Annotated in this window: 8 protein-coding genes and 1 pseudogene; all 9 read right to left on the bottom strand. The window is 38.4% G+C overall.

All coding sequences use genetic code 11. The annotated features are described in order from the left end of the window. Nucleotides 1-10: 10 nt before the first annotated feature. Nucleotides 11-1,837 (bottom strand): group II intron reverse transcriptase/maturase, encoded by a 1,827-nt coding sequence (ltrA, locus tag MHB44_RS05925; protein ID WP_341301949.1) that lies wholly within the window; start codon nt 1,835-1,837, stop codon nt 11-13. Between the two features lie 718 nt (nt 1,838-2,555). Then, nucleotides 2,556-5,483, bottom strand: a pseudogene (locus MHB44_RS05920) (PolC-type DNA polymerase III); the annotation flags it as partial. Between the two features lie 256 nt (nt 5,484-5,739). Then, nucleotides 5,740-7,446 carry a proline--tRNA ligase gene (locus MHB44_RS05915; RefSeq protein ID WP_341301948.1) on the bottom strand — a complete coding sequence of 569 codons (1,707 nt, stop codon included), beginning with the start codon at nt 7,444-7,446 and terminating at the stop codon, nt 5,740-5,742. Between the two features lie 139 nt (nt 7,447-7,585). Further along, a complete protein-coding gene (rseP, locus tag MHB44_RS05910; protein WP_341301947.1) occupies nt 7,586-8,848 on the bottom strand; it encodes an RIP metalloprotease RseP in 1,263 nt (420 codons plus the stop codon). A gap of 46 nt (nt 8,849-8,894) precedes the next feature. After that, complete coding sequence (gene dxr / locus MHB44_RS05905; protein WP_341301946.1) at nt 8,895-10,040, bottom strand: 1-deoxy-D-xylulose-5-phosphate reductoisomerase; 1,146 nt, start codon at nt 10,038-10,040, stop codon at nt 8,895-8,897. 63 nt (nt 10,041-10,103) lie between these two features. Continuing rightward, entirely contained in the window at nt 10,104-10,904 is an 801-nt protein-coding gene (locus MHB44_RS05900; protein WP_341301945.1) for a phosphatidate cytidylyltransferase, read from the bottom strand. Continuing rightward, the gene (locus MHB44_RS05895; RefSeq protein ID WP_341301944.1) at nt 10,901-11,695 is read right to left on the bottom strand and encodes an isoprenyl transferase; all 795 of its coding nucleotides are present in this window, start codon (nt 11,693-11,695) and stop codon (nt 10,901-10,903) included. The genes MHB44_RS05900 and MHB44_RS05895 overlap by 4 nt, the downstream gene beginning before the upstream one ends. Before the next feature lie 348 nt (nt 11,696-12,043). Next, nucleotides 12,044-12,601, bottom strand: a complete 558-nt coding sequence (gene frr / locus MHB44_RS05890) for a ribosome recycling factor (RefSeq protein ID WP_341301943.1) — start codon at nt 12,599-12,601, stop codon at nt 12,044-12,046. After that, on the bottom strand, nt 12,601-13,326 hold the full coding sequence (gene pyrH / locus MHB44_RS05885) for a UMP kinase (protein WP_053993951.1): 726 nt from the start codon (nt 13,324-13,326) through the stop codon (nt 12,601-12,603). Before pyrH ends, frr begins: the two co-directional genes overlap by 1 nt. Between the last annotated feature and the right edge of the window lie 4 nt (nt 13,327-13,330).

The following is a 13,330-nucleotide window of genomic DNA, read 5'->3' as shown; positions in this document are numbered from 1 at the left end:
TTGTTGAATGTTATAGACTAAGCTTTGGATTTCCTACTTCCGTTCTTAGTCCGTTTAATTTGTTAACTGCTTTTGCTTCGAATTTACTTAATAACTTTTGATACTCTTTATTCCTTAAAGGGTCTGAATTGTGAATGAGCATATGATACTTTCTATTGATAATAATCAAATTATCGTATTCATCTGTACCACCTTGTGCTGTTGGTTTTATATGATGACACAGTGCCTGATGAGGTGTTAATCTCTCACCCGTAATTCCACAGCAGCCTTTTTGTGCTACATATTTGCTCAATCGGTTATTCTCATACAGAACACTTTTTGATTTATATATTCCTTTACGAAACATTTCGATCTCTCGAATGGACACTTGTTTTAAATCTCTATGAATTACTTTCCTATCAGCTTCATTGTAAATTGTGAATTCAGGCTTTCGCTGTCCTCGTATATCATGTCGAACAGCTTCAATAGGATATACCAGCAATCCATTGCTTTTGAAACGTGGATAATTGTAATCTCCGTAAAATTTATCAATCACTCCGTTTGTTTCTTTTGTTTTCACAAAGATATTTCTTATCAGGAGTGATTTAATATTTGGATGAATGTTGTGCCTTATCTCATTAAAATCCTGAGCGATCCGAGTTGCAATCTTATAATAGTTTTGCAGCCCTAAAATATTCGCATTAAAATTCATCACTTTTTGTGGAGTAGGACTTTTTCTTAGTTTTACTAACTGATGCCTTATAACGCCTTGTACCTTTTCTTTTGCTCTTGGGTCCATCTTAGAATTGACGATGTATCCTGTTTTCGCATTGCCTTTTTGTACCGCTCTAAAGCGAACTCCTAAAAAGTCTGTACCATTCTTACGCAAATTCGTGATTTTACTTTTTTCTTCACTAATTTCTAGCCCTAATCGTTCTTTTAACCATTTTTTAACAGCTACTTTAATCTTTCGAGCATTTTCATATGAGTTCGTGAATATTTTAAAATCATCTGCGTATCGAACTAGATACATTGGTTTTAACCTTGTCTTTTTAAGTGCGTCCGTTTTATTGCGTTTTAGCTTATAAGGTACTCGTGTCGGTTTCGTTTCCCATTGATTTGAAATCCACCAATCCAACTCGTTTAATACTACATTGGCAAGTAGCGGAGATAAAATTCCTCCTTGGGGCGTTCCTTTCGTTGGTACTCCTTCACCTGTAATTTCAGCTTTCAGCATCTTTTTGATGATTACTAATACCTTTTTATCCCTAATACCAATCGTCCATAATTGTCTCATTAGCTTTTTATGATTTACATTATCAAAGAAACCTTTAATATCGATATCAACGACAAAGTGTTGATGACTATGATTCACCATATGATAGCATCTTGCGAGTGCATCATGTGTGCTTCGTTTCGGTCTAAACCCATAACTTTGCGGATGAAATTTCGCCTCTGTAATCGGTTCTAATACTTGCAAAAACATTTGCTGTATTAATCTATCCTCAATAGTTGGGATACCAAGAGGTCGCATCTTTCCATTCGGTTTTGGTATGAATAACCTTCTTACTGCATGTGGTGAATAATTTTCCAGTCTTCTTCGAACAAGCTTGATTAGTTTATCAGCATTCATTTTGTTTAAATGTTTAATTGTGTGTCCATTAGTACCTTTCGTTTTACTACCTGTATTACTTTTAAGGTTACGAAAGGCGAGCATGATATTTTCTTCGGAAATAATCACATCATAAAGGTCTGTATAATAACGACCACTTTTACTTTCGTTATAAAGATCATCAAAGGTTGTTTGCAATCCAAAATACTCATTGTTTCTTAACTTTTGAATCATTAAGTCAGCCAACTAATCACTCCCTTTGAGCTTTCGTTCTCTTTAGTCATACTAGAATCTGACTTGTGTAGGTTTAATTTCAACACTAACGACTCGTGCCCTTCCCTCTGAAATGTTTTGTCCTCCGACCTATTGGTTATTCAGTCATCACAGGCATTTCTTCAACGGTACTACGGCACTACTGCCACTCCTTCAAAGTACGTTATAACTTATTCAGCATTTCCGTACACCGTCGTCATCGACATGCAACTGTCTCTTACGTTAGGAGCTTCACACGTTCCACTATTTCTATCTGTACATCTTCCCTTAGGTTCCCCCTAAATTCCGCTAGGCTTGCATGTGCCTGTAACACAAGATGGATTTTCATAATCAAACGCTTACTCATCCACACCTAGAAGCCCTAATTTGGACCCCGCAGCATTTCTACTACGTGACATTCACGAAAAGTCAATCGAGGGTTCGTCCCAGTGATTCTACTGATTCTAACCATAGAAAGTTTATAGACGCCAGACCTATCATTCACAGGGTTACTCCTTTTCCACAGCCGTACTGTTTGGGTGAACTTCAGTCTACTTTAACGAGCTTCATACAAGTTTCAGTTTTGCAGTCATCCACTTGCATGTCGTAGCTTCAGCGAGTGTGTTTCGGGACGTTACTCCTTCATTCCACACTTCGAAATAGCAGTTCTACCAATAATGGTGGCTAGTCTTTTCAACTAGCAACGTGTCGCACTTAAATCAATATCAGGTACCTTGTCCCCTTTAAAGCCAAGGAAGGTTTCAAATGGTATATCTTGTCCATCCTTTTTATAGGGCGTTCCACATTCCGTGCAATCTTTATTTGGCAAGTCAAAACCTGAGCTAACTGAGCCATCATCAAAAAATTCAGAGTGCTTACAGCTTGGGCAAATATAGTGAGGTGGTAATGGATTTACCTCGGTAATTTCCATAAAGGTTGCGACTAATGAGGAACCAACAGAGCCACGCGAACCGACTAAATAACCGTCCGCTAATGATTTTTTCACCAGCTTGGCGGAAATCAAGTAAATTACCCCAAAGCCATGCCCTAAAATCGACTTTAACTCTTTTTCAATGCGGGCTTTGACGATTTCAGGCAATTCCTCGCCATAAATGCGATGTGCCATTTCATAGGTTAAGTTTGTTACCTCATCATCTGAGCCTTCGATTTTTGGTGTATACAAATCATCTTTAATCGGCTTTACATCACCAATGCTGTCAGCAATTTTTTGTGCATTAGTTACAACCACTTCTTTGGCAAGATCAGGACCTAGAAAATCAAACTCCTTAAGCATTTCATCCGTTGTTCTAAAATGAACCTCTGGTAGCTTTGATCGATTTAAAATATTTGCGCCACCTTGAGAGCCGATAAGTATTTGTCTAAACATAGCATCTGTCGGATCTAAATAATGGACATTGCCAGTAGCCACCACAGGTTTATCGATTTTTTTTCCTAGCTTGACAAGCTTTCGAATAATATCCTCTAATGTCCATTCATCACGTACGACATTGCGCTCAATTAATGGAGCATAGACCGCTTTTGGCTGCACCTCAATATAATCGTAAAATCGGGCAACTTGCTCCGCTTCCTCAGGAGATTTATTCATCATTGTTTCAAATAATTCGCCATTGCTACAGCCTGAGCCGACCAATAGCCCTTCCCGATATTGCTCTAGCACAGCTCTGGTTACCCGAGGAACACGATAAAATGTTTTCGTATGAGCATGTGAAACAATTTTAAATAAATTTTTCAAGCCTGCATTATTTATGGCTAAAATTGTGCAATGCATAGGTCTGCTTTTTTTGTAGGCATCGCCACCACCAATGTGCTTATTAAAATCATCGTGGTATTTAATGGCGAGTTGCTCTGCATCTTTTAACAGTTGTAAAAGTAGATAGCCTGTTGCCTCTGTATCATAAATAGCTCGGTGATGCTGTGTTAATTCAATATTAAATTTCTTACATAATGTATTTAAACGATGGTTTTTCATTGTTGGATAAAGCAATCTGGCAAGCTCCAGAGTATCAATAACTGGATGTCTGGTTCCTTCAAGCCCATATTTTTTATAGCCTGTATATAAGAAACCTATATCAAATGATGCATTATGGGCAACAACAATACCATCCCCAATAAATGCATGGAACTCTTTAATGACCTGCTCAACCTCTGGTGCATTTCGTACCATATCATCCGTAATACCTGTTAGCTCAATAGTTGTTGCTGACAGTGGATGATGTGGATTGGCAAAGCTTTCATATTTATCGATGACATGTCCATCTTTAATTTTGACAGCGGCAAGTTCAATAATGGTATCGTAGGCTGTTGATAACCCTGTTGTTTCTACGTCAAAGACAACATAGGTTGTATCCGCTAATAAACGATGCTCTGGAGCATATGCAATTGGAACACCATCATCCACTAAATTAGCTTCCATCCCATAAATAATCTTGATGCCGTGTTTTTTCCCCGCTGCGTACGCTTCAGGGAATGCCTGCACAACAGCATGGTCGGTAATGGCAACTGCTGGATGGCCCCACTTTGCAGCCTGAGCAACGAGCCTGTCAACAGGTGTTACAGCATCCATTTGACTCATTGGTGTATGCAAATGCAATTCTACCCGCTTCTCACCCTCTGGCGCTAAATCCTGTCGTGTTTCCTTTTTAATTTCATTAATATCATTTGCCATCACAATTAAATCACGGATAAATGTATCTGTTTGGACAGAGCCTCGAACCTTTACCCACATGCCTTTTTTCAGATGCTGCATTAATTCTGCATCATCATTGTCACGTGAGAACATTTTGACAATGATTGAATCTGTGTAGTCGGTAATTTTAATTTGCAATAAGGAGCGACCACTTTTTAGTTCTTTAATTTCCGTATCGAAAACAAATCCTTCAATAATAACACGGCGCTCTTCCTCGACAATACGTTTAATCTCCATGATTTCATCGTCTTTAATATGCATACCAAGCTGGAATGGTCGATCACCTAGGCTAGCCGCTGCTGGATTGTCTTTTTTCTCTTTCTCACGTTTTTGATAATCCTCCATTGCTTGCTGTGCGAGAGCTACTTCCTCCATACGCTTCTGTTCAACAAATGCTTCCTGTGCCGCAAGCATTTCTTCTGATTGCTCTTGGAGGACAAAATCAAATGCCATATGAGGAAAGCCAAATTGACAATAGCTTTCTGCCAGCTTGTCAGTATATTTTGTTTTTAGCATCATATATTCCATTTCCTGCATACAGGATAAGGTGATTTTTTGGCCATTCCACATAGGAACTTGGGAGATAAGGCAGCTTTTCAGCGTTGGTGCCATCTCATCAATTTGCTCAACAACATTTAACCAGTAAGCTTGAACAAGTTCCTCTGTTACATTTTTCTCGATTGTTTCAAACGTTGTATAAATTTGAGCAATCGCTGAAAATTTCTCTGTTAAACGTGTACGGAAAAGCTGGTATAACGAAAATGGCAGTATATCCTGCAATATAATGGTGAAATGCCAAAGCCGATCCTTTTTACGGACGGTTAAACGTGATAATTCACCTGCTTCAAAAAATGACATATAGACATCATCTGTTAATTCTAGTTGCTGCAAGAGCATTCGAAATCTCGATCTTGCCTCTTGTTGCTGTTCCAATCGATCAACACCTACTTTCAGAAAAGGGTTATTATGCTAAGTTCTCTGTTCTTTATTCATCTTAAAGCTATGACAAGCATTCAAGAAAAAAATTCGCTTCCTCACTGTGGGCGCTCTTCAAGCTTAACAGAAACAACCTGTTGTTTCTTGCTTGACTCACGGCTCCACAGAAGTATCGCGAATTCTTTACCACTATCTTATCAAAATTTAAGAAAAGCCTCTATTAGAAACATTGCTCTTTCTGGAAGCTTACTTATTAGTTTTTACGGAAAAATTCATTTAAGCGATCAATAACTTCTTCTTTTTTCCATTCAAACGTTTCACTTGTTTGTCGGAATTTCACTTCCACAATGCCTTCTGTTGCTTTTTTACCAACTGTCACACGAACAGGTAAGCCAATTAAATCAGCATCTGCAAATTTAACACCTGCACGTTCAGCACGATCATCCAATAAAACATCATAACGGTATGATTTTAATAAACCATACAGCTCATCCGCTAACGCAACTTGCGCTTCATCCTTTGTATTCACGGGCACAACGTGAATATCATATGGCGCTAATTGTATTGGCCAAGTAAATCCATTATCATCCTGGAATTGCTCTGCCACGGCAGCTAAAATACGAGAAACACCAATACCATAGCAACCCATAATAAACGGTTGAGCTTTCCCTTGCTCATCTAAGAAAGTACCATTCATTTTTTCAGAGTAAGTTGTCCCCAATTTGAAAATATGACCAACCTCAATACCCTCAGCGAACTTAATCAAACCTTGTCCATCTGGAGAAGGATCTCCCTCTCGAATAAAGCGAATATCTAAATAATCATTCACAGCAAAATCACGCTCTGGGTTAACATTAACTAGATGGAATCCGTCTTCATTTGCACCAGCAACACCATTACGGATCGCTTTAACAGCATGGTCTGCTACCACTTTTACGTCTACTGGTAATTTTACTGGACCAATCGAACCAACACCACAGCCTAATAAATCACGAATTGCTGCTTCACTAGCAAGCTCCACAGAACCTGCATCAAGTGCATTTTTCAATTTGATATCATTAATTTCATGATCTCCACGTGCAAGGACAACCACAAGCTCTCCATCTACATCAAAAACTAGAGATTTGATGACAGCAGCAGGCTCTACATTTAAAAATGCTGAGACAGCTTCAATTGTTTTTTGCTCTGGTGTTGCTACTTTTTCAACTTCTTTTAAAGCGGCATCGGATAGTTGATAGTCGACGATTACTTCAGCCATTTCGATATTTGCTGCATAATCTGAAGTATCAGAGTAAGCAATTGTATCTTCCCCGATCTCTGAAAGCACCATAAATTCATGTGTACCCTTTCCGCCAATAGATCCTGCATCTGCTATAACAGCACGATAGTTTAAGCCAAGGCGTGTGAAAATATTTGAATACGCACGATACATATCCTCATATGTTTCATCTAGGCTTTCTCGTGAAGCATGGAAGGAATAAGCATCCTTCATAATAAATTCTCTGCCTCGTAATAGACCAAAGCGAGGTCGCTTTTCATCGCGGAACTTCGTTTGAATTTGATACAATGTGAGCGGTAATTTTTTATAGGATTTAATTTCATCGCGTACTAATGTTGTAATCACTTCTTCATGTGTTGGGCCTAAGGCAAAATCACGTTCATGACGGTCTTTCAAGCGCATTAATTCTGGACCGTATTTTTCCCAGCGCCCTGATTCCTGCCAAAGCTCAGCAGATTGTAAGGATGGCATTAATAGCTCAATCGAATTAATCGCTTCCATTTCCTCACGAATAATGGTTTCAATCTTTGTTAATACACGTTTGGCAAGTGGTAAATAAGAGTATACCCCACTTGTGTTTTGACGAATAAATCCTGCACGTAGTAATTGCTTATGTGATTTTACCTCAGCATCGGCAGGTACTTCACGTAATGTTGGGATAAATGTTTTACTTTGCTTCATTCAGTGTTCCACCTTTTTTAAATAAATAAGTTATACTCTCAATAGCATAAACAAATTTAGCTTTGAGCGCAATGTTTCATCGAAAATGCACTCAAAGCTAGAAAATATAACTTCATTGTATTCCAAAAATATCTAGTTATTAAAAGAAAAATCGCTGTATATCATTCCATGTTACAACAACCATTAGAATCATTAGTAGCACGATGCCAACAAAATGCACAAGCCCTTCTTTTTGACGGTCGATTGGTTTGCCACGTAAAGCTTCAAAGCCAAAGAATAATAGGCGACCACCATCAAGTGCTGGTAATGGAAGGAGGTTCATAATCCCTAGGTTAATACTTAGCATTGCCGCCCAATTCATTAAGTTCATAATGCCATACTGGGCTACTTGCTCTGTTGCTTTATAAATACCAACAGGACCCGACAATGCATCTATTGTAAACTTACCTGTAATCAGCATACCTAGAAGCTCAAATATTTTTACCGTCATATTATAGGTTTCTTGTGCTCCGTAGACAACAGCCTTTAATGGATTAAATTCTCTTGGGCTCTCATAGCGTACACCAATTTGACCATATTTTTCACCATCCTGTTGAATTTCCTTGACAGTCATATCCAGATTAACCGATTGGCCATCTCGTTCAACAGTGACGCTAATATTTTCGTTTGGATGATCTTGCACGATAGCGGCTAGATCCTGCCATTTTTCAACGGCTTGTCCATCAATTGCAGTCACTTTATCCCCTGCAAGCATCCCAGCCTGTGCAGCGGGATCATTTTCTACAACTTCTGTAATAATAGGCTCATAAGTTGGGACACCATGGATTAAACCAATTACTAAATAAATGACAAACGCAAGAATAAAGTTAAACAATGGTCCTGCAAAAATCGTCATAGCACGTTGTCCAACTGTTTTCGCATTGAATTGACGATCCTGTGGTGCAATAACAAGCTCGCGACCATTTTCCACAAGCACACAATCTCTTGCTACTTGATAACGTACTAAGCGCTCTTCTTCATCATAGCCCTCTACAAACAAATCCTTCTCTAAATCAGCACGTTCAACTTCTAAAAATAATAAATCTGGTAATTGCTTATTATTTTGATTGAAAATAATTTTTTGAACAATATTATCTTCATTGACAATTAACCCTATTCGATAGCCTGGCTGTAACTCTGTGCCATCCATGTCCTCGCCTGCCATACGCACATACCCACCGATAGGCAATAAACGAATGGTATACATAGTTTCCCCATGTGTTTTCCCATAAATTTTAGGACCCATTCCAATGGCAAATTCACGCACTAAAATACCTGCACGTTTGGCAAATAAAAAGTGCCCCAGTTCATGAAAGAAGACAAGCATACCAAATATTAATATAAATGCAATGGCTGTTTGCATAATACCCCACCTTTAAAAGCGTTTAGTTAACGATGTCTTGCTTTCGTTATTTTACCATGTCTAACACTATTTTTCTTGTTTCACTGTCTACATGTAATATCGTTTGTAAATCTGGCACTGCAATGTTTTGATGTGCTTGCATGACACGTTCAATTGTTTCATCAATTTCAAGGAAGGTGATTTTCCCTTGTAAAAAGGCTGCAACTGCCGCTTCATTGGCTGCATTCATGGCTGTTAAAATCGTGCCACCTGTGCGTCCTGCCTCATACGCTAAGCGCAATGCTGGGTAACGCTCAAAGTCCATTTCTGTAAAATGAAGCTGGCCGATTTGTGCTAAATTTAGTCGCTGACCATTTTGTAATGGTATACGGTCTGGATAGCTTAAAGCATATTGGATTGGTACACGCATATCGGGTGTGCCTAGCTGTGCAATCACACTAGTATCATGATACTCAACTAAAGAGTGAATAATACTTTCTCGATGCAAAAGTACATCTATTTTATCATATGGCATACCAAATAATACATGTGCTTCAATGACTTCTAGCCCTTTATTCATCATGGTAGCTGAATCAATCGTAATCTTTGCGCCCATCGACCAATTTGGATGATTCAGTGCATCTGCTACCGTTACATGTTTTAATTGTTCACGTGTTTGATCACGGAAGCTACCACCTGAAGCAGTAATAATGAGACGCTCAATATTTTTAGGGTTTTCACCATTCATGGATTGGAATATAGCAGAGTGCTCACTATCAACAGGCAAAATCGTTGTATTGTATTTTTTTGCCTCTGCCATCACTAAATGTCCAGCCGTTACCAGTGTTTCTTTATTGGCAATCGCAATTGTTTTTCCCATACGAATTGCTGCTAATGTTGATTCAAGTCCAACACTGCCAAGCACAGCATTAACAAGCACCGTTGAATCAGGATGTGTAGCTACCTCAACAAGCCCTTTTGCACCAAATGTAAATTGGATGGCTGGATAATCTTTCGCAAGCATTCGTGCATCTTCTTCTAGTTGCACTGATACAAGCTCAGGCTGCAATGTGTCAATCATTTCTCGCGTTTTCTCAATATTTTTTCCTGAAGAAAAAGCGACTAATTGAAAAGCCTCACGTTGCTCTTTTAAAATATCGTAGGTTTGCCAACCGATTGAACCTGTTGCGCCCAATAAACTAATTTTTTTCACAACATATTATCCCCTTTTTTCTATCTAAGCAATGATGTAGCAAGATATCTTTTAGTTTATGCGTTAATTACCAAAGAGATGTAAAAAATGCAAGAGAGGCACAACGAATAATAAACTATCAAAACGATCTAAAATACCACCATGCCCTGGTAAAATATTACCTGAATCTTTTACATCAAAATGACGTTTAATAGCGGATTCGACCAAATCCCCCATTTGACCAATAATTGAAGCAAAAATTGTAACAAAAATAAGTGAGATCATACCATTTGCAAACGGATAAATAAGCTGCATCACAATGGCAAAAATAACAGCAATGACAATTCCACCTACAAAGCCTTCAATCGTTTTCTTTGGTGAAATTTCTGGCCATAGCTTATGCTTCCCTATTTTTCTTCCTACAAAGTATGCGCCTGAATCGGTTGTCCAAACGACTAATAAACAATAAACAACATATTCTAATCCCACATTTCTTGTTTCAATTAAATAATGGAATCCTAATCCTACATAAAATGCGCCTAATAAAATAAAGGCAACCTCATCAAAAGTTATTTTATTTTTGACAAGGACCACATAAATAAGTAATAACATCACAAGACCATAGACGATCATTAAATTAGAGGAATAGCCTATGGGCGCTACCATCTTCTCATTCCAGCTCTGTGGTATAACAAGCAAAGTTAAGGTGATCAGCCCTAAGAAGCCGGGCACAGAAAAAATCGAAATGCCTTTCATTTTGAGTATTTCATAAAAACCGACAATAGCCATTGCAAGCACAAGTATGGTAAATGGTACTTTTCCATAAATTACGAACGGAATAAAAAGTGCTGCTGCGATGATTGCCGTGATAATTCGTTGTTTCAAGTTGTTTCTTCTCCCTTCAACCCACCGTAACGGCGATTACGTTTCTGATAGTTTTCCACCGCTTCCAGTAAGGTTTCCTCACTAAAATCTGGCCACAATGTATCTGTAAACCAAAATTCTGTATAGGCGAGCTGCCATAGCATAAAGTTACTTAATCGCACTTCACCACTTGTGCGAATTAAAAGATCTGGCTCAGGTAAATGGGCCGTCATTAAATGAGATGTTAAGCAATCTTCTGTTATGTCCTGCATTGTTAATTGACCGTCCTGTACTTTTTGAAGCATTATCTTCATGGCATTGACCATTTCAGAACGACTGCCATAATTCAATGCAAAATTTAAAACAAGCCCTGTATTATGCTTCGTTTCTTCCATTGCCTCAAACAACGCTTTTTGCGTATGGGCAGGTAATAAAGATGGGTCCCCAATCATTTCAACACGTACATTACGCTCCATCATTTCAGGTAAAAAAGAACCTAAAAATTCAACAGGCAGGCGCATCAAAAAATCGACCTCAGGTTTTGGTCGCTTCCAGTTCTCTGTAGAAAAGGCATACACTGTTAATACTTTAATACCTAAGTCTGATGCAAATCTTGTGACCTTACGTACGGTCTTCATTCCTTCATGATGACCAGCAACACGTGGCATAGCTCTTTTCTTTGCCCAACGTCCATTTCCGTCCATAATAATCGCTACATGGGCAGGAATCGGCTCGCTTTTAGTAAGAGCCACACGCTCCTCCAATGATAGTGTATCCATATTTATTTGTTTACCTAATAGCTTTTTAAACATGCTAACTCCCCCACTACAACTAATCGGACGTATACTAATCTATCATAACAAACAAAAGTGCTCTTTGTCTTTTTTTTCCCTCTAAATTGACTATGTATAAACTAGCTTATTTTAGAACTATACACACAATGAATTTTTCATATAGACTTTTAGAAATGAAAACCTACCAGCATCTTTAATGGAGATGATGTATTATGTCCATCCACTCTCTTCATAAAGAGTATGACTGAATATTACCCTTTTCCCTATTCTTAGCTTACTAGATCGTAAAGAGAAAAGACGTCCTGTTAAGTATAGGACGCCTTTATCTCATCAAAAAGTTCCATCATAGACATGTAAAACGTCTGTTTACACCTCTAAAATTTCTTTTTCTTTATCTTTCATTACTTGATCTACTTTTACAATGAAGTCATCTGTTAATTTTTGAATATCTTCACCATAGCCGCGTAGATCATCTTCTGTGATTTCGCCAGCTTTTTCAAGTTTTTTTAGATCATCATTGGCATCACGACGAACATTACGAACAGCAATTTTTGCGTCTTCTGCTTCTTTTTTCACTTGCTTCACTAAATCCTTACGGCGCTCTTCTGTTAGAGCAGGGATTGTTAAACGAATAACAGAGCCATCATTTGTTGGTGTGATACCAATATCTGATTTCATAATTGCCTTTTCGATATCTCCTAGAATCGTTTTATCATAAGGTGTAATTACTAATAAGCGAGCTTCTGGCACAGAAACCCCCGCAAGCTGATTAATGGGTGTTGGCGCGCCATAATAATCAACTGTAATACGATCTAGTAACGATGCGTTGGCACGACCTGCACGAATTGATGATAATTCACGTGTAAAAGCTGCAATTGTTTTATTCATTTTTTCTTTTGCTTGTTCTAATACTTGTTTAGCCATTATGCATTCCTCCTAACAACCGTTCCGATTTTTTCGCCTTGTACAGCACGTTTAATATTACCTGGTTCCGTAATTGAGAAAACAATTAGCGGAATATCATTATCCATACATAACGTAGAAGCTGTCGAATCCATTACTTGTAAGCCTTGTTGGATAACATCTAAGTATGTGAGTGTATCATATTTAATAGCTGTCGCATCCAATTTTGGATCTGCTGAATAAACGCCATCAACATTATTTTTCGCCATTAAAATCGCATCTGCGTCAATTTCTGCTGCGCGTAATGCGGCAGTTGTATCTGTTGAGAAGAATGGGTTACCTGTTCCTGCTGCAAAGATCACAACACGTTTTTTTTCTAAATGACGGACTGCCTTGCGACGAATGTATGGCTCTGCCACTTGTGTCATCACAATAGAAGATTGAACGCGTGTTTCAATGCCTAGCTTTTCAAGGGCATCTTGTAAAGCAAGGGAATTCATCACTGTAGCAAGCATACCCATATAGTCAGCTGCTGCGCGATCCATACCCATTTCGCTACCAATTTTCCCACGCCAAATATTACCGCCACCTACAACAACAGCAACTTCTACATCAAGATCTACTACTTCTTTTACTTCTTCTGCAACAGCCTTGATTATTTTGGGTGATAAACCGAAGCCCGCTTCTCCTGCTAACGCTTCACCACTTAATTTAATAACAACTCGTTTATATTGCGGCACACTCATTGTA

The sequence above is a fragment of the Lysinibacillus sp. FSL H8-0500 genome (assembly GCF_038051955.1).
In the GTDB taxonomy this organism is placed as follows: Bacteria; Bacillota; Bacilli; order Bacillales_A; family Planococcaceae; genus Lysinibacillus; species Lysinibacillus macroides.
This window is presented reverse-complemented; position numbering and strand designations above follow the sequence as displayed.

Coding starts and splice junctions, on each gene's coding strand:
- MHB44_RS05915 (WP_341301948.1), bottom strand. CDS start 7,446: ATGAAGCAAAGTAAAACATTTATCCCAACATTACGTGAAGTACCTGCC.
- frr (WP_341301943.1), bottom strand. CDS start 12,601: ATGGCTAAACAAGTATTAGAACAAGCAAAAGAAAAAATGAATAAAACA.
- MHB44_RS05895 (WP_341301944.1), bottom strand. CDS start 11,695: ATGTTTAAAAAGCTATTAGGTAAACAAATAAATATGGATACACTATCA.
- pyrH (WP_053993951.1), bottom strand. CDS start 13,326: ATGAGTGTGCCGCAATATAAACGAGTTGTTATTAAATTAAGTGGTGAA.
- rseP (WP_341301947.1), bottom strand. CDS start 8,848: ATGCAAACAGCCATTGCATTTATATTAATATTTGGTATGCTTGTCTTC.